Annotated in this window: 20 protein-coding genes; 4 read left to right on the plus strand and 16 right to left on the minus strand. The window is 38.2% G+C overall.

Going from position 1 to position 17736, the window contains the following annotated elements:
* The first annotated feature begins 229 nt into the window (after nucleotides 1-229).
* Both BQ7352_RS12295 and trxA read left to right on the plus strand, forming a co-directional pair.
* Entirely contained in the window at nucleotides 230-1102 is an 873-nt protein-coding gene (locus BQ7352_RS12295; protein ID WP_330390465.1) for an NAD(P)/FAD-dependent oxidoreductase, read from the plus strand.
* Nucleotides 1103-1131: 29 nt separating this feature from the next.
* Nucleotides 1132-1440, plus strand: a complete 309-nt coding sequence (gene trxA, locus BQ7352_RS12300; protein WP_072449500.1) for a thioredoxin — start codon at nucleotides 1132-1134, stop codon at nucleotides 1438-1440.
* A 108-nt stretch (nucleotides 1441-1548) separates the two neighbouring features.
* Here the strand turns inward: trxA and BQ7352_RS12305 are convergent, their stop codons facing one another.
* The 13 genes from BQ7352_RS12305 to BQ7352_RS12365 all read right to left on the minus strand — a co-directional run bounded on the left by BQ7352_RS12305 (nucleotide 1549) and on the right by BQ7352_RS12365 (nucleotide 12801).
* Nucleotides 1549-2217 carry a Crp/Fnr family transcriptional regulator gene (locus tag BQ7352_RS12305; protein ID WP_072449501.1) on the minus strand — a complete coding sequence of 223 codons (669 nt, stop codon included), beginning with the start codon at nucleotides 2215-2217 and terminating at the stop codon, nucleotides 1549-1551.
* A 19-nt stretch (nucleotides 2218-2236) separates the two neighbouring features.
* Nucleotides 2237-2710, minus strand: a complete 474-nt coding sequence (locus BQ7352_RS12310) for a low molecular weight protein-tyrosine-phosphatase (RefSeq protein ID WP_072449502.1) — start codon at nucleotides 2708-2710, stop codon at nucleotides 2237-2239.
* Nucleotides 2711-2870: 160 nt separating this feature from the next.
* The gene (locus BQ7352_RS12315; RefSeq protein ID WP_072449503.1) at nucleotides 2871-4133 is read right to left on the minus strand and encodes a tyrosine-type recombinase/integrase; all 1263 of its coding nucleotides are present in this window, start codon (nucleotides 4131-4133) and stop codon (nucleotides 2871-2873) included.
* 86 nt (nucleotides 4134-4219) lie between these two features.
* Nucleotides 4220-4423: an excisionase gene (locus BQ7352_RS12320; RefSeq protein ID WP_072449504.1), complete on the minus strand. Its 204-nt coding sequence runs from the start codon at nucleotides 4421-4423 to the stop codon at nucleotides 4220-4222.
* A gap of 102 nt (nucleotides 4424-4525) precedes the next feature.
* Nucleotides 4526-6433, minus strand: a complete 1908-nt coding sequence (locus BQ7352_RS12325; RefSeq protein WP_072449505.1) for an AAA family ATPase — start codon at nucleotides 6431-6433, stop codon at nucleotides 4526-4528.
* 15 nt (nucleotides 6434-6448) lie between these two features.
* Nucleotides 6449-7996, minus strand: coding sequence for a MobQ family relaxase (gene mobQ / locus BQ7352_RS12330; RefSeq protein WP_072449506.1), 1548 nt, complete (start codon nucleotides 7994-7996; stop codon nucleotides 6449-6451).
* A gap of 1 nt (nucleotide 7997) precedes the next feature.
* On the minus strand, nucleotides 7998-8420 hold the full coding sequence (locus BQ7352_RS12335) for a DUF3847 domain-containing protein (protein WP_072449855.1): 423 nt from the start codon (nucleotides 8418-8420) through the stop codon (nucleotides 7998-8000).
* A 202-nt stretch (nucleotides 8421-8622) separates the two neighbouring features.
* Entirely contained in the window at nucleotides 8623-9027 is a 405-nt protein-coding gene (locus tag BQ7352_RS12340; RefSeq protein ID WP_072449507.1) for a single-stranded DNA-binding protein, read from the minus strand.
* A 336-nt stretch (nucleotides 9028-9363) separates the two neighbouring features.
* Nucleotides 9364-9879: a GNAT family N-acetyltransferase gene (locus BQ7352_RS12345; protein WP_009244780.1), complete on the minus strand. Its 516-nt coding sequence runs from the start codon at nucleotides 9877-9879 to the stop codon at nucleotides 9364-9366.
* A gap of 52 nt (nucleotides 9880-9931) precedes the next feature.
* The gene (locus tag BQ7352_RS12350) at nucleotides 9932-10840 is read right to left on the minus strand and encodes a radical SAM mobile pair protein B (protein WP_004612406.1); all 909 of its coding nucleotides are present in this window, start codon (nucleotides 10838-10840) and stop codon (nucleotides 9932-9934) included.
* Nucleotides 10828-11517, minus strand: coding sequence for a radical SAM mobile pair protein A (locus BQ7352_RS12355; RefSeq protein WP_004612405.1), 690 nt, complete (start codon nucleotides 11515-11517; stop codon nucleotides 10828-10830). The genes BQ7352_RS12350 and BQ7352_RS12355 overlap by 13 nt, the downstream gene beginning before the upstream one ends.
* On the minus strand, nucleotides 11514-11951 hold the full coding sequence (locus tag BQ7352_RS12360; RefSeq protein WP_004612404.1) for a radical SAM mobile pair system MarR family transcriptional regulator: 438 nt from the start codon (nucleotides 11949-11951) through the stop codon (nucleotides 11514-11516). The genes BQ7352_RS12355 and BQ7352_RS12360 overlap by 4 nt, the downstream gene beginning before the upstream one ends.
* A 115-nt stretch (nucleotides 11952-12066) precedes the next feature.
* The gene (locus tag BQ7352_RS12365; RefSeq protein ID WP_004612415.1) at nucleotides 12067-12801 is read right to left on the minus strand and encodes a MerR family transcriptional regulator; all 735 of its coding nucleotides are present in this window, start codon (nucleotides 12799-12801) and stop codon (nucleotides 12067-12069) included.
* Between the two features lie 659 nt (nucleotides 12802-13460).
* On the opposite strand from BQ7352_RS12365, the gene BQ7352_RS14925 reads away from it, so the two are divergent.
* Both BQ7352_RS14925 and BQ7352_RS12380 read left to right on the plus strand, forming a co-directional pair.
* Nucleotides 13461-13808 (plus strand): transposase, encoded by a 348-nt coding sequence (locus BQ7352_RS14925; RefSeq protein WP_072449340.1) that lies wholly within the window; start codon nucleotides 13461-13463, stop codon nucleotides 13806-13808.
* A complete protein-coding gene (locus BQ7352_RS12380) occupies nucleotides 13759-14616 on the plus strand; it encodes an IS3 family transposase (RefSeq protein ID WP_083429900.1) in 858 nt (285 codons plus the stop codon). The genes BQ7352_RS14925 and BQ7352_RS12380 overlap by 50 nt, the downstream gene beginning before the upstream one ends.
* A gap of 622 nt (nucleotides 14617-15238) precedes the next feature.
* Here BQ7352_RS12380 and BQ7352_RS12385 read toward each other — a convergent pair.
* Genes BQ7352_RS12385 through BQ7352_RS12390 form a run of 3 tightly spaced genes read right to left on the minus strand, consistent with a single transcriptional unit; the run spans nucleotide 15239 to nucleotide 17711 of the window.
* Nucleotides 15239-16708, minus strand: a complete 1470-nt coding sequence (locus BQ7352_RS12385) for an ATP-binding protein (protein ID WP_072449510.1) — start codon at nucleotides 16706-16708, stop codon at nucleotides 15239-15241.
* The gene (locus BQ7352_RS14665) at nucleotides 16702-16992 is read right to left on the minus strand and encodes a hypothetical protein (protein ID WP_200791382.1); all 291 of its coding nucleotides are present in this window, start codon (nucleotides 16990-16992) and stop codon (nucleotides 16702-16704) included. Before BQ7352_RS14665 ends, BQ7352_RS12385 begins: the two co-directional genes overlap by 7 nt.
* Nucleotides 16993-17042: 50 nt before the next feature.
* On the minus strand, nucleotides 17043-17711 hold the full coding sequence (locus BQ7352_RS12390) for a hypothetical protein (RefSeq protein WP_200791383.1): 669 nt from the start codon (nucleotides 17709-17711) through the stop codon (nucleotides 17043-17045).
* Between the last annotated feature and the right edge of the window lie 25 nt (nucleotides 17712-17736).

Genomic DNA, 17736 nt, shown 5'->3' on the forward strand with positions numbered 1-17736 from the left:
AATTTTTCTTGTAGATTTTTGATGTTTTTCTTTGTTTTTGTAAAAATTTCCATGGTTTTTTATACCATTCGGTATATACTGGTTCTACCACTTAAAAAATGCATAATTTTTATATTTTACCCTCTATTATTTTTGTAAAATATGATAAAATATGTATGCATATACTTATGAGGATTGCTTATATCAGCCACAGCTTGCTATAATAAAGTAGAAAAGGAGGTATCTGATAGTGGAAATACAACAACTTATTATAGCCGGTGCCGGTCCTGCCGGGGTATCTGCCGCTTTATATGCAGTACGTATGGGCTTTCCCCCACTGGTTATTCACAACGGCTATGGTGCTTTAGAAAAGGCAGAAAAGATAGAAAATTACTACGGGCTTCCAGCTCCCATTTCAGGAAAAGAGTTGTATGAAAATGGTCTTTCTCAATTAAAAGCTCTGGATGTTCCTGTTTTAAAAGACGAATTGCTTTCAATCACATATGATGGAGAATATACCATACAGACCTCTGAAAATACCTATCATACCAAGGCGCTTATTCTGGCAACAGGTACAAAAAGAAATACGCTTTCTTTAAAAGAGTTGAAAAAATACGAAGGAAACGGTATCAGCTACTGTGCCGTATGCGATGGCTTTTTCTATCGGCAAAAGGAAGTTGCTGTACTTGGCAATGGCTCTTATGCACTCCATGAGGCAAAAGTTTTAGAGCCCCTTGCAGCAAAAGTAACTATATTAACCAACGGGAAAGAACCTGATTTCTCCTTGAATGAACTGGGCCCTATTCAATTAGAAAAGAGAAAAATCATCTCTGCAAACGGAGAAAATTCTCTTTCAAAGCTGGAACTGGAAGACCATACTTGCTTTCCTCTTGATGGTCTGTTCGTTGCATTGGGAACAGCCGACAGCACTGACATTGCCAGAAAACTGGGACTTTTTATGGAAGATAATCATATTTTAATTGAAGCAGATACCAGCACTCCCCTGCCCGGTCTCTTTGCAGCCGGAGACTGTACCGGAGGTATGCTGCAAATTGCAAAAGCTGTATATGAAGGCGCACTTGCAGGCACATGTGCTGTCAATTATTTAAAGTCAACAAAATAAAAATTATATATTTAAAGGAGGCTATTCTTATGGCTATGGAATTTACATCTGAAAATTTTGCAAAAGAAGTGTTACAATCTGACGTACCGGTACTGGTTGATTTTTGGGCAACCTGGTGTATGCCCTGCAAGATGCTGGCTCCGGTTATTGAGGAACTGGCAGAAGAAGCAAACGGACGTCACAAAGTGGGAAAAATTGATGTAGACGCAGAACCTTCCCTTGCTGCCCAATACGGTATTATGAACATTCCTACTGTACTGGTATTTAAAAATGGTCAGGTCGCTGATAAATCTGTGGGAGCTGTTCCGAAAAAACAGCTGGAAGCTTTACTGAAATGATTTAATTTACTATTTGATAACTTTGCTAAAGCGAGAGCTGCGATGTAAGGTTCCTTCCTGCCGCAGCTCTCATTTTTCTGTCATCTTTTTATCATCGTCCACAAATTTTTATAGAAGTTTATAAAGTTCTTCTCGTCTTTCAATTTTTATTTCCCCTCTGTTCAATGATATGTATCCCTGTTTTGCAAGCTGTTTCAAAATCCGGCTGACTGCTTCCCTTGCACTCCCGATAATTTTTGCAATTTCTTCATGGGTCATGGTGATACTGGATGTCTTATTTTTCGCTGCCTCGTCTAATAAAAAGGAAGCAATTCGCTGTGTAAGGCTTAAAAACATCAGCTGCTGCAAAGCTTCCACCACATCTGAAAAACGTCTGGCAGTTTCTTTATACATAAAATTTTCCAGATAAATATTCTCCTTTGTCAGCCTGGAAAGAATTCTGGCAGGAATAAGAAGTACCTCTGTGGAACCTTGAGCCTCTATCTCTACGTCAAAAGTAATTGCAGAAAGAATACAGGACGCTGCCAGAAAACAAACATCACCTTCCCGCAAACGATAAATCGTAACCTCTTTTCCTTCATCAGATAACAGATACGTCCTAAGACTTCCATTTAAAACTAAAAGCCCACCCAGACATTCTCTTGCTCCTGAATATACACAATCCCCGTTTTCATAACTCATGACTCTGGACTCTTGAAGAACCAGCTTCTGCTGTTCTTCTGTAAGCTTTTCCCAAAACTCTTGCTGTTTTAATACGTTTTCTATTTTTTCATTCATTTTTATCCCTGCCTGTCCTTTAAAAAATCTTGCCTTGTTGTTTTAAATATTCGAAAAATGCTTCGCAGCCTTCTTTCACATCTTCGTAAGTTTTATCAAAATCCCCCGTATACCACGGATCTGCAATAGCCCTTGGATTATCTGTAAAATCTAAAAGTTTATGTACTTTATTTTCAGGGTCGTGTCCTATTATCCTGTTTATATTTTTTATGTTCCAATCATCCATTCCAATCAGATAATCATATTTTTCGTAATCTGATTTTTTCATTTGAACAGCATATTTACCTGCTGTGGAAATGTGATACTGCGCCAGCTTGTTTCTGGTTCCGTGGTGAACCGGATTGCCGATTTCCTCTGTGCTTGTGGCAGCGGATGAAACGAAAAAGTGGGCGGCGTAGCCGGATTTTTCGACTAGGTCTTTGAAAACAAATTCAGCCATGGGGCTGCGGCAGATGTTGCCGTGGCAAATGAATAGTACCTTTATTTTCTCCATTTTATCTCCTCATATCCTCTCAAAGCCTTATAAATACTGGCTTTTCAGCCTTTGTGCATTTTTTTCTTGAAAGGTTCTTTTTCTTATAAATTCTTGTATTTTCTCATGTTTTTTCGGGCATTTGTGGTACAAATGGGTTATTTTTAAAGTCCCAAATTCCTTATGAAATAAGGCTTACATGAGTTATTTGTGCATGTTTTTGGGTTACAAACTTTTTCTTTTCCAGTTCATCCCTTGCTTCTTTTAATCTGGCAAGTTCTTTCTTTGCATCATCATAGCCGGTGTGCGTATAAATATTGAGTGTTACAGATATATCCGAATGTCCCATCAGATATTGTAGCGTCTTTGGATTCATCCCTGAATTGGCCATATTGGTACAATAAGTATGCCTACATACATGTGGAGTAATTGGCGGCAATTGCAACAAATGTTCACGATTATATTTTTCTCTTGCATGCTGCATGTACTTTTCCCAGTGAAGTGCAACCATTGGCCTTCCATTCTTGTCCAGAAACAGAAATCCTCCATATCCGTCTACCATTGGCTCACGCTTTGGTTTTCTTCTATTCTTCAGGATCCGAAGAAATGCCTCTTTTACATCCGATTCCATAGGAAGTAAACGAGTACCACTTGTTGTCTTTGTAGATACGATGATATACTTCATTTCTCGAGTTCTTTGCAACTGATGATTCACATTGATAATATCTTCTTTAAAGTCCAAGTCTTTTACAGTAAGTCCACAAAATTCAGATATTCTAAGACCTGTCTTGAATAAGATATAAAATGCATCATAATACTGATTATAATGCGGATCATTCTTTACAAAATCAAGAAATTTAGTTTCATCTTCCGGAGAAACAGCTTGTCTTTTCTGACTGTCATTAACAAGTACTGTACCTAATTCAAATCCAAATGGATTTTTTAGAATCAAGTCATCATCCACAGCCATTTGAAAAGCAGGTCTTAAAACACCTCTGATGGAATGAATGGAACTATATCCTCTACCATCTCTTTGTAGTTTTATCAGAAAAATCTTTGCGTCAGAAAGTTTCACATCATCCACTTTCTTATAAGCGAATTCTTCCTTTTTCAATACATTCACCACAAATTTGTAATTCGCTAAAGTATTATGCTTTACTCCTGTTTTCAGGGAAAGATATCGTTCCACAAGTTCAAGCACTGTAATGTTACTTCCTGTAATCCCTTGCATCTGTAAGGACTGAACTTTTCTTTCTTTTTCCCTGAGAGAAAGATCTGCCCGTTTACCTTCCGGCATCTTATCTGCTTCTGTCAATCTCCAACTATATAATATTTTACGCTTACCAAGTGAATCTGTATATTTATAGCGGTAACGTCCACTTGGTTCCTGCCATTCTCCTTGCTGGAGAACTCTGCCTTTATCATCACGTCTCTTTGAAATCATATCCTACCTCCAAGGGGACGCAACATGATATTGTTAGTATATCATGTAACCCCTAATTCGAACACCTCCTTCTTTTAAATTTCATTTTATATCACACTGAGTGTATCAATAAATTTTTCAAATCTTGTTCGTTTTATCTGTACACGATTCCCATTCCAAAGCAAATACTCTGCATTTGGATTGTCACTGACTAACTTACGAAGCTTTCCTTCTCCAATACGAAAATAGGATGCTGCCTCTTCAATGGATAATGTATACTTCTTCCAATAAGGTATATCATAACTTGTCATTTGTATGCCTCCTTCTATTATCTTTGTTTTTGACATTGGCGGCTGGCAAAGGTATCTATAAAGACTGCCAATGCCAAAGTATTTTTTTGCCAATGTCATCTTTTATTCTGTTGTTAATGCAACTGTTTTTCTTCCCTGACACCAGTCATAGCTTAATCTACTTTCCAATTGCTTTCTTGCATCTCTTCCTGTTCTGGAAGAAATCCCATAGGCTAGCAGTTCTGCCTCTAATTCTTCTAAACACATCATTTTCCGTTTGCTCAATAATTCTAGGATCAACTTCTGTGCCTTTTCCAGTTTCGTTTCCTTTTTCGTTCCTGCTTTCCCCATCAGCAGATCTTCAATGGATATATCGTATTCTCCTAACCATTTTAAGCCTTCTTCTCCTAAAGAAAACGCTACCGGATTTTCCTTCTTAGCAAGAGAATCCTTTTGCTGATATACCACTCGGATATCCTGTTCCTTCTCTTTTTCCACCTTTTCTACAAATAAGATGCTTCGTACTGCCGCTGCGATATCAATGGATCCCAGGGAACGGTAATCGCTCTGACTTCCCGATGACTTATTCAAATGTCCAATGAGAACAATGGCACATCCAGTTCTCTCTGCAATCGTACTGAGATGTCGAAATAAGGGACGGATCTCATTTGCCCGGTTCATATCAACATTGGCTCCCAGATAAGCCTGTATGGGATCCATGATCATGAGGCGTACATTGTTCTGGCGGATAGCTTTTTCAATCCGATCATCCGTCATAGAAAGCTGTTTTTCTTCTTCATTGATGAATCGCACCCTTGTCATATCTGCACCACATTTTGCTAATCTAGGCTTAATGGTATCTGCTATTCCATCCTCTGCTGTTTGATACAACACATTAAAGGGCTCTATGAGAAGTGCATTGGGAAGTTCCTTTCCGTTGGTACAGTATGCGGCGATTGCCATTGCAAGCCATGTTTTTCCTTTTCCCGGATTCCCTTGGATCAAAGTAACCTTTCCAAAGGGAATGAATGGATACCATAGCCACTGGACCACCGTTTTCTCAACCTCTGACATCTTCATGACCGGAACTGGTTTTTCCCTGGCATCTCTCCAACACATCTGCTTTGCCATATTTTCTACCGGAACTTCTGCTGCCAGACATTCATTCCAGTCTTTCTTCACCGGTTCTAATCGGTACACACTCAGTTCCTCCGGAATAAGAGAAACAAACTGCCTGCATCTCCCATTTCCAGGCTCATCATTATCCAGACACAAGTAGATGGAATGGATATGAGGATATTCTGTATACATCCGTTTCATTGCTTTTTCACTCAATCCTCCCAGGGAAATATAACTATGCTTTTCCCAGTCTTCCGGAACTGCAGTGATATAAGACAAAAGATCAATGGGAGATTCAAACACAAATAGTTTTTCATCCGTTCCTATATGGCCAAATCCATAGGCTTTTTCCGAACCTCTTGCCTCCCCACGATATCGGTTCTCATCGGTTCCCCGCATAGCTGCATATCTGGGATTCTGTTCTTTATCTCTTCCAACGAACACCACATTGTGATAGTTTTTACTTTCATAAATATTCCCCTTTTCAATCATTTGATCTACCAGTTGTTCCGATAGTTTCCTCTGCTCAATCAGATACTTCCTTGCAATCTCACAGCTTTCATTTCTTTCTGGCAGTTCCAATCCAGGCAAGGAGATGGGGCAGACCTTCTGTCTGCCTGCATCTTCCTTCGCCGTTCTTCTGTTGGTTTCTCCAGCTCCCTCTTCTCCTAATAATTCTTTGACTGCCTCTGCAAAAGAAAGACCGTAGAATTCTTTCATAAAATCGATGGCATGACCACCTTTATTCTGACTAAAACGATACCATTCATTCTTGTTGATCATCACACTATCATGTCGTAACCATCGGTATTCCTTTCCACATCGTTTGAACTGTTCTCCTCTCCCAGAAAGAAAAACATATAAATCGGTATCATCTGCTCTTTGAATCTGTTCTCTTGTATATTCTTCCATCTTCTAAAATTCCTCCTATAACTCCATTCCATGATGTTTCTTCTTTCGTTTCATGGTTCTCACTGCTTCTTTTGTTTCTGTGGATTGCTCCCGCTTGTTTGTTTCCGGAAGAGAGACACCTTCTCCTTCCTCTGCCATCAAAACTTCCACATGATTTTTGATCCCCTCATACTTTCGTAGCATCGCATGGATCCGTTTATCTTCTTTTCGTAAAGCAGCTATCTCTTCTGATAAACGAGCGGCTTCTCGTTTCCATTGTCCTTCCGGAATCTTCCCACTTGGGTCTAGATTTTCTTTTAAGATTCTTTCCGAACGATAATATCCGCTAAGTTCCTTCTTATGTTCCTCTTTGAATTTTTCCCTGCCAAAATATTTGTTCTTTAATTCCAGATAAACAGGTCTTGTTTCAAAATACTCTTTCATTGCATAAAGATTGCTGTTGACACTTCGCAAAGCAGACAGTTGTTGATTCAACCGCTGACTTACCTCTTTTAGCTGAGTATCTAATTCCTGGATTTTCTCTGTCAGCTGTTCTGGGGTTCTCACATCCTGCTCTTCCAGAAAGCGGATCGTCTCTGCAAATTGTTTCAGATTTGTATTCTTCGCCTTTTGTGTTCCATAAGCGTAGGATTCTGCAACTGCATTTCTCTTATCACAATAGTTTCTCAGATAATCCGCTAAGGTTGGCTGATGTAAGAACACCATCCGTTCCATCAGTTGGCTTTCTCGAAACAAGGACCATTGAAGAAGATTCTTTGCCCGTTCTTTCATATCATTTAAGGCTCGGATGAGTCGGTTTAAACTTCCCAGTGCGGTTGAAATCCCTCTTGCTTCCATTGCCTGTACATTCGGTCCTTCATGCACCATCGGGATCTTATCAATCCCCCGTTCCTCATAAGACCTGGCATCGACTCTTTCTGTAAGTCCTTTTTCTTCATACAGTTCGTTACACATCTTCGCCCAGGCACTTCTCAATTCTTCCAAGGTTTCTTTCCTGCTCCAATCCGTTGTATGTACCGCCCGAAATACCGGTTGTCCTTTCTGATTCAAAACCGTCTGTCCATCCGGTGTTAATACTGGAACCTTTTTTTGTTTTTGTCCCCAGGTACCATCTTCCTGTAAAGGGCGGATGGGAACCATGATGTGCATATGGGGATTGGGTATTTTATCCTTTGCTTTCTTCGGATCATGGATCGCTAGATCTGCGATCATCCCTCTTGCGACTAACTGTTCTTCTACGAATCTTCTTGCAAGCTCAATATTTTCTTCCATAGAAAACTCATTCATCAAGGCAATATCAAAGCTGTGTGCCAGCTGTGCTTTCTTATTCCCTTCGATCCATTCCACCTCATTCCAAAGGGTCTCTCTGTCTTTGAATCTCTCCGGAGCCTGTTGGGGAAGATGGATCTCCGCTAATACCACACCGCCTTTTCTCGTATAATCACTCACTTCTCCATAATACGTACATTCCAATTTTGTACCAGCCCGATAGGCAGCACTGGCAATGGCAGACTGCCCTTTTCCTCTGGATAATTGATTTAGATGAAAGTGATAACATCCCATCTTACTCATCTCCCTGTGGCAGTTCACCTCGCTGCATCGCCTTTAATAGTGCTTCCTCTTCTGCGAATTCTCGTTCCTTCGCTTCTGCAGTTTCCGCCCGTCCACGAACCATTTCATGAACGACATCACAAAACTTACAAGCGGGATCATGAAGAAGTTCATCCATCAGCTGATAAAATTCTGCCTCGGTCAGATATTTGGTATCTTTACAGATTGCTTCTATGGCTGCTCCCTTCTGGATCAACAGATGGGTTCGTGCCTTTCGCTTTTTCTTTTTCTGTGTATCCAGATAATTCAAGGATCTCTGGATCCTGTGCTCTGCCTGTTCCTTTTCAAGCTTTGCCTGTTTCAATGCAGCTTCTGTTTTTTCAATCTCAAGAAGTGCTTCCTGAGTATATTCCTGAAATGTTTTCTTCTTCGCCATATCGTTCTTTTTCTCCTTTTTCAACTCTTCCATTTTCTCTGTTACGGGATAGGCATTTCTGCCGGAAGGGGAACCCTTCTTCGGATGGATCATCCGCAAACACTTTCGGAATTCCCCTTCAGAAAGATGCAAACTCCATAAGACGCACATACCTTGTAAGGTATATAAGTGCGCTCTTCTGCTTTCAGCATCCGAGTTTTTCTTACTCAAACGGAAGTTCTTCACCGTCCGGAAGACTCATAAATCCATCTGGATCGGTATCTTCTTTCTTTTCTGATCCTGACAGTTTCTTCCCTTCTGCGAAATAATGTTCTTCTACAATCACGTTGGTGGCATAAACTTTATTCCCCTCCTGATTCACATAGCTTCCTGTCTGGATCCGTCCGCTTACTAAAATCTTCAACCCTTTTTGCAGATATTTTTCTACAAACTCAGCATTCTTCCCAAAGGTAACACAAGAAATAAAATCTGTTTCTGCCTTTCCATCCTTTCGATATCGCCTGTCTACTGCCAGCGTGTATCTTGCCATTGCAGTACTGTTTTCATCCTGGAGATATTTCACCTCCGGATCTTTTGTCAGTCTTCCCATTAAGATTGTTTTGTTCATGTAGTTTCTCCTTTCTCTTTTCGTTTTTTCTTTGTTCTTGAATCAGGCCCGATTCTTTTAAGGCAAATTTAATTTGTTCCTCATATATCAGAACGTAGAGAGGGCTTTTTACAAATAAAAAAGGAATTTTATTTTTTTGCTCTCATATAACGAAAGGCTCAGAGGGGAAAATACAGGGTGGAAAAGGAAATTTTTTATTTTTCTGCACAAAAAAATACCCCTATGACTTCAAAATCGAAATCATAGGAATATTTAGTCCTACCTACTCAGTGGGGTGTTTTACATTTTGTTTTACACATGTTATTACAGTGTTTTTTAGTTCGACAAGCTGGAATTTCATAAACGCATTTGCTTCTTAAACGCAAACATTCCCTCATTGCCATCACCGACAAAATCGTCCGGTGTATCCGGCATAGGATGTTTTTCATTAAAAAATTCTGTAATATGAAAGCCGCAGACATTCACATAAAAATGAATGTTGCGCTTATCAAAGTACGGCGTACAGGTTTCCCATACTTTCGTGTTCGGATATATTCGTTCCAATTCAAACCATATCTTCTTACCGATACCATTGCTCTGAACTCCGTTCTTTACAAAAAGCAGGTCAAGATGGTTATGCTGTGTACTCTCATTGATAATAACAACAGCACCGCCCACCATTTCTCCATCGACAACGGCTTTATAGACAGCAGAACCCTCCGCATTCAGCGACTGGTCAATGTCCTTTTCAGGCAGAATAACAGCATCTGTTTTCCCAAAAGCATCTTCAAAACCTTTCTGAAATGCTTCCTGCATATCCGCCTTGTATTGCGTTAATTCTTTTGGTTCTATACAAACTAATTGGAAGGTCATTTTATATCTATCTCCTCAAAAATTCTAGTTTTCCAATTTAACAAACTTGAATTTAGCGATTTCTTTTTCCGGTATTCTCTGTCCCACGGATTTCCTCATGATAGAAATAATCTACGATCACCGGATGCCCCTGCGGGACTCTGCCATAAGGCATTTCATTATCCACAAAGGCACAATCATACTTCTTAGCCATTTTCTCAGCTTTTACTTCAAGTGCTTCAAAGTAGCTGCGGTTATGCTTATTATAGATCTCGTCGTAAAGTGGTACAAGATCAGGATATTTTCCGGCTATATAATCCATAATTGTCTTTTTGAAATCGCCTCGAAGATTGAGATTTTCGAGCCAGAACAGATCGCACTGATCCTTTACCCGCTCAAAGATTGCTTCAAAATCCGTGATACCAGGGAATACCGGGGATACGAAACAGACTGTACGGATACCTGCCTCATATACCTGCTTCATAGCAGCGATACGGTGCTCAATGCTCGAAGCAGAATCCATATCGTTCTTGAAATTTTCATCTAGTGTGTTGATCGACCATGAAACGGTTACACGTCCAAGCTTCTTCAACAGATCAATATCCCGTACCACAAGATCCGACTTTGTGCAGATCAGAATATCTGCGTCACTGCCGATCAGCTGCTCCAGAAGTTTTCTGGTATTCCCGAATTGCTCCTCCTGTGGATTGTAGCCATCTGTCACAGAACCGATGACCACCCGCTGTCCGGCATATTTCTTCGGATTTTTAATTTCCGGCCAATGCTTCACATCAAGGAAAGTGCCCCATTCCTCCTTGTGCCCGGTAAAGCGCTTCATAAAAGAAGCATAGCAATACTTGCAGGCATGTGTACAGCCCACATAGGGATTGACCGAGTAACCGCCTACCGGCAGACTAGACTTAGTCATGATGTTCTTTGTTTCCACCTCACGAACGAGGATTCCTTTCATTACTTCTTCCATGATTTCTGTACCTCTAACACTTTATTAAATTCTTCCGGCATTTCCTGAATCATATTTTCATCCCCTATGATAGGGACAAGGTCTTCCTTCATAAACACCGGAATGCCGAGCTTATGTGCCTGATCCGTCAGAGACCATGCCCATTCCGGCTCCGTATGAATCTTCCTGCTCTGAGCTCCGGTCATGGTGCCGACAACGATCCAATTGATTCCGGAAAGGTCAACTGTGCCGGGATCATCAAATAACGGCTCAAAGGTAACATGGTAATGTTTTGCTCTGACGTTTTTCCGAAGGGCGTCGATACGCCACAGTTCTGCTTTCCTCGTCACCGTAACGCCAAACCATGCGTTTTCCAGATCGGTATCAAAATCCAGCGAATCAGGTCGCTTGGTAAGGAACAGGAACTGATGCTGCGGATTTTCACGGATCTTTACAAATACCTCTTCTCTCCATTCCGGCTTCCATCCGGAGAGATCGCTCATGCCGGTAAGAAGAAAGTTCTGCGGACGTTTCTTTTCCATCATCTTAAGCTTACCCGGAAAGAATTCAGGGTCAGCGAAGTCATCAATCATATGCCAGCGTTTCACGTTGTTGCGGGCATAGCAATATGCACACCCCACTGTGCAGCCAATGACGATATTCATGTTCTGAATCTGATCTTTGATACAAATACTCATGACTTCTGCCACTCCTCAAGATTCTTTCTGATGCGGTCGAGGCATTCCTCAAACCAGGTAATTTCTTCCTCTGAAAAATCTTTGTAGTAAATACTGCCCATCTCATCAGATACAGAATCGTACTCACCCTTTAAGGCATGTGCTTTCTCAGTCAGAAACAGGAGTGTTTTCCTTTTGTCCGTTTCAGACTGAACACGGCTTATCAGCCCTTGATTTTCCATTCTTTCCAGCATCGTAGTAAGAGATGTTATCGCTAATCCGCATTTAGTCGAGAGTGACCTGATTGAGATACCATCCTCCTGCCACAGCACATAAAGAATACGCCCCTGTGCTCCATTAAACGCATCAATATTCTTTTCACTGAGAATCTTCTCAAAAATCCGGTCTCCAAGCTGTTTTATTTTGGTGACAAGAAATCCTCCATTCATTTCCATACAAAAGCTCCTATATAGTAGTTTACCAAAAACATACTATATAGGAGCTTTATTGTCAACAGTTTATATGTCCTAATAGGTAAATTCCGTTTTTTTCAATTCTCCAAACTGGGATTTACCTTCTGCTCATATAAAATATATCAATAGCTTTACTTGCAAACTCTGCTGTGCCAACTCCTCCAACATCATCAATATTTTCCGTAAGTTCTCCTCCACCGGCATACATTCTTCCAAGACCGCATAAAATCTTATCAGAACATGTATAAAAATGATCTGTAATGTAATCCTGAAGTTTCCTTACCTGCAACTGCACCTGTTCATCTTCTGGGTCCATTTCTTTCATTTGTCCGAATTCAACAAATAATTGCATAAACTCATTTGCAACAGTAGCTTCATCGTCTTTCGTCCAGTTCTTTGTTTTCTCTTCAAACTCCTTATACTCAGAGGTTTGTCCCCATTGTTCTTTTGCTCGTTTAGAATACTCATCAATCTTTGTTGTATCAAATACTTTAAAATCCATATATTTCACTCCTATTCCTTTTATTCCTCGAGCGAAACTAATAAGATTTTCAAGATGCTCTTTTTTCATAGTTAGCAATTCAATCTGCTGCTCTAATGCTTTGTTCCTGTCAAAGTTAGGGGCATCAATTATCTTTTTAATCTCCTTAAGCGGAAATTCCAATTCTTTAAACAGTAAAATTTGTTGCAGCCTTTCCAAGGATGTATCGTCATACAACCTATAACCTGACTCTGTATATTCAATAGGTTTTAAGAGACCAATGGTATCATAATACTGCAGAGTGCGTATACTCACTCCTGTTAATTTACTTACCTCATTCACTGTCATCATTGTCATTTCCTCCTCTCGATAAACATATCGTAAACTATTACGTTGCGTAGGAGTCAATAGTTTTTCAAAGAAATTTTCAAAATTAACAGCTTGATAAATTCTAATTTATCATTTTCTTTCAGTATATCATAATTATAATCTTTCCACAAAACAAAAAATTTTAATTCCTACGGATTTTTCTACAAAGCATATAACCACATATTATTACACTTCATCAAAAAAACTTTCTAACCCTATATTGAAAAATCGTAACTGAATATCCGACATTCTATCCATCAATAGTTTCTCTTTAACAAATATCATCTTAGTACGGTATCCTGTTCCATCTGGTGTAAGTTTTACTACACTTATTATAACTTCAAAAGCAAACGCCCAAACTGCTTTCTTATTAAAAAAACTTAGAAGAGACATTCTCCTCTAAGCCTTTATACTTTATCATAGAATACTTTTTACTTTTATATTTCCTCATGGTCACGATGCTTTTTTCGCTTAAATCCTACCTTTTGAACACAGGATATTACATGTAAAGATTTTACCCCACTAAAGACTCTTACCTCACCTCATAAACTATAATGGTCTCATAAATTAAGACACTTTTTCGGACATTTTTTAATGAATCTGATATACTAAATTCAGTATGAAAGAGAGGATTCATAATTATGTCCAGACAAAGAAGAAACTTTAGTGCCAAATTTAAATCAGACCTAGTAATTGAGCTACTTAAGGGTGAAAAAGATCTCAACACCCTGGCAACTGAAAATAATATCCAACCAAACCTGCTTCGCAATTGGAAGAAAGAATTTCTGAATAATGCTTCGGCTGTATTTGATGACAAGCGTGAAGAAAATCTCAAAGAAAAGCTTGCCGAAGAACGCAAAGAGAAAGCAGAGTATGCGAAAAAGGTTGGTCAGTTAACAATGCAGGTTGACTGGCTCAAAAAAAAATCTGAAGAAATTTGTGGACCAGACTACGAGAGTAAATTTAGTCCGAAACCTTTTGACGACTAAAGAACTCCCTGCTTCTGTTGGAGCAAAACTGCTCGATATTAACCGTACAAGCATTTATTATAAAAGCTTGCCCGTCTCAGAAGAAGAGTTGGAATGCAAAGCGATTATTGATCATCTGCATACAGACAATCCAACTTGGGGAGCAAGGCAAATGTCGGCACAGCTGAAAAACAGGGGATATCATGTGGGACGCCGCAAAGCACGTCGGTATATGAATGAAATGGATATTTGTCCTATTTATCCTAAAATGAATCTTTCTAAGCGTATGCAACAGGCCAAAGTATGTCCATATCTTCTACAAAATGCCGTAATTGATGCTCCGAATCAGGCATGGTCCATTGATATTACCTACATTCCAATCAAGCACGGATTTCTTTATTTAACTGCTGTTATTGACTGGTACAGTCGTTGTATCGTTGGTTGGGAAGTTGATGATACCCTAGATACCAGAATGGTTATTAACGCTCTTAAAAAGGCATTTAAAACAGCAAAACCGCAGATTTTAAATTCAGATCAAGGGTGTCAGTTTACAAGCCAGCGATACATTGACTTTGTGAAAGAAAATGGCATCCGTCAAAGCATGGATGGAAAAAGTCGCTGGGCTGACAATATCATGATTGAGCGTTGGTTTCGCAGCTTCAAGTATGAGGAAGCGTATCTGACGCAATACAACAACATCAAGGAAGCAAGAACTGCTATTGGTCGCTATATTCACACATACAACTTTGAGCGATGCCATTCTGCCCTTGGTTATAAAACACCAGCTGAATGCTACTATCCGGCAATGCTTCTGCCGTATGTAGCTTAATGCATATACGGATCAGGGACCTTTTCTCTGATTCCAGGTAACTACCAATCATATCAGTTCATTATAAAAACCTTAGATTTTTGTCTTGACAACTGAACCACTATAAACAACCTTCACAAAAACGCCTCTTTTGTTACATCTATATGTAAAGAACTATCTGCTTTTTTACATTTAAAACACGCTATACCAAATTGTAAAGATTTTACTTTCAAATTTATTTATAAAAAAAGCTGTAAGATTCCACTATTAGAATTCTTACAGCTTTCATTCTCATCATGTCACATCCCTAAATTATAATTATTTATCTTGTAACACTCACACAAAAATCTATGGGTTATTTTCGGGTTATTTCTTCCACACAAATACCTTCCAAGTATTGATTTTACTGACTTTTTAAGGAGTTCTTCAAAGAGTGCCGTGGCACACGAAAAGTATTTTTATCATTGTTTTGTTTCTCCTTAATTTGCCCGGAAATGCCCTGTTTTGCAAGGTTTTCTGGGATTATTGTGATATGCTCTAAAATTACAGATTGTGGCAAATCAGAGCAGAATTGAGCACGTTGTTACTACCTGTTAGTAGTAAAATTGGTAGTAAAACGAAGATTCTTACTACTAAGAATCAATCAAATATCTTCTTTATTCACAACCAATTGATCAATTAAATTTTCTTTCAATTCTATTTCATGAATCTCAGGAAAAGAATAACAATAAATAGAGGCAATAATTATTTGATTTTCACTAAAATCACGCTTTAAAATATTCATCATCAAATCAATATTCTCTTGATCAACTTCTTTTCCTCTTGGAGAATCAAGAATAATTGGTAATTTTATTTGTAGATGTTTTTCAAGTTCCACAATATACGCCATCTTAAATGCAAACACCGTTTTATGAAGCACGGCTCCTGTCAGTTCTTTTAAATTCGATGTAAATAAATATTTTTTAGTAATGCTTTCTGCATCTCCAATGCCTAATTCTTTCGCATATTTAACTATTGTTTGGTAAAGTGACAAAACAACTGCATTATCACTTCTTGATATTTTAGCAATCTCATCCCGAACACTTTTTAATTCTTTTTCGATTTTTTCAATTTCCTTTTTTATCACAATTTGATTCATTGGAATAGACACAATTCTTTTATCAAATGCAGCAGCAACCGAATCCGATTCAAAAAAAGAAAGTTGATCATTTTCCTTTTCTTGTTCACGTTGTATTTTTTCTATTTTAGAAACCACAGCAGCCAATTCACATGACAACATTTTTTTCTTTGCTATCAATAAGTCAATTGCATCATTTAAACCAACAATATTATCTTTAGTCACGGTTATGCACTGTCCCTCATCAGTTCTTACCAGTAATTTCATATCTGCAACAAATTCTTGAAATTTTTTATTTCCAGATATACTCTGATTAACTCTGCTAATTTCCCTCCTAATCGAAGACTGTTTCATTCTTAACTGTTCAAGTTCAATGTCAGTTTTTTCTTGATATGTATCATCAATCAAGCTATCTTCATTTATACTGTCCCTGTATTGTGCTATACTGAACATTTGTTTATATTTAGATAAGTCTGCTACAAGCTTTTTTTCTTTTAAAATTAACCCAGAACAATCTTTACCCGAAATTCCTCTAACAAGTTCATCTATATTAAAATGTATGCTTCCAATAACTACTCCTCTATTTATTAATAGCGTCCACCCTTTCTCCTGATCAAAATAAAAAGTTCCTAATAAATTGTTTAAAATTTCTTCATTTTCCGTATTAAATATTTTTGAATGAAGCTCCCTTATTTGTTCTGGTAATACATATATTTTTTCCTCATTACCACAAATAAATGATATAGTCGAATTACTTTCTCTGGTTAAATATACACACTTCCTATTATCAAGAACCAATTGTACTTTTACAAAACATTTCTCAAATTTTATTTTTTTTGTACTTGGTATCGAATACCCTAATGCATATAATATAAATCTTACTAAAGTAGTTTTTCCGCAACTATTTTTTTCGCTATAAATCAAATTTGCATTAGTTCCAAATGAAATATTTCGTTCAAATAGACCATCTCGAATATAAATTGATTTTATTAACACAATTTCACTCCTTTCTTGATTCGATCTATTGTAAAGCGTCTTTTTATGATATTATGTATGACAATTTTTGCAAGTGCCTCCTGTATCTCTTCTTCCACACCATCAACGGCAAATTCTGAAATATAGTCTTTCCACTGAATTTCTATAAATTCATTTAATTTTTCACTTTGCTTTTTTTCTGTCTTAAAATTGTTATAATCACTTAAAATTTTTATAAAAAACTCGCACTGCTCACAGTGTGAATTAATTACCTCAGAATACCTATTTACCACTTCTTCATACACGCCAGAATCAAACTGCTCCAGAAACGAATCTTCACATTGTTCAATTTCTGTTATTTGTACAAGAATGGGCCATATAATATCTTTTTTGTCAATTTTATAGCCGAATCTTTTTTCCCGCCATTATCAAATACTTGCCAATGCCATGTTTCTAACATCTTCCTTCCAATTCCAGAAATGCTTATATTCAAATTCCCCATAAAATCGTTTATGCATTCCATAATGACTTTATATCTTTCATTTTCGTCATCTGTTTCAAAAGGTAAAACTTGTATTTTTAATTTATCAGTATCAAGAGGTTTCTCCATTTTTGATAAATATCTGTCAACTATCTCCTCAGCCGATGGCGGTAATGTATTATAATTCCTATGTGCATGCCCGTAAAAAACATTTCTAGACTTATCATCATTGAAGGGATTGGGTGAATTAGTAATTACAATTAATTCCTTTGCATCAACCCTTTCTCCAGCCTCTGATAATGATGTGAGTGCTTTTTTTAAATTTTTTCTCACATTAACAAAATCGGAACTCGCTTTTTCGACTGCTTTCGCTTGAGCCAATATCATCTTTCCAGAGGAAAGCTCTAATTCTATATCCTCATAATTACCTTCGAGACAAATTTTTTCCACATCTTCTATATTTTCCAAGAAAAGAACTATTGCAGCATTAACCTGAAAATCGAATCCAAAAACAACCGCATCTGCTCTACGACTCCTTTCCACCCTTCTTCACCTCCATTTCACATTC

Origin of the sequence: Blautia sp. Marseille-P3201T (assembly GCF_900120295.1) — a bacterium.
In the GTDB taxonomy this organism is placed as follows: Bacteria; Bacillota; Clostridia; order Lachnospirales; family Lachnospiraceae; genus Blautia.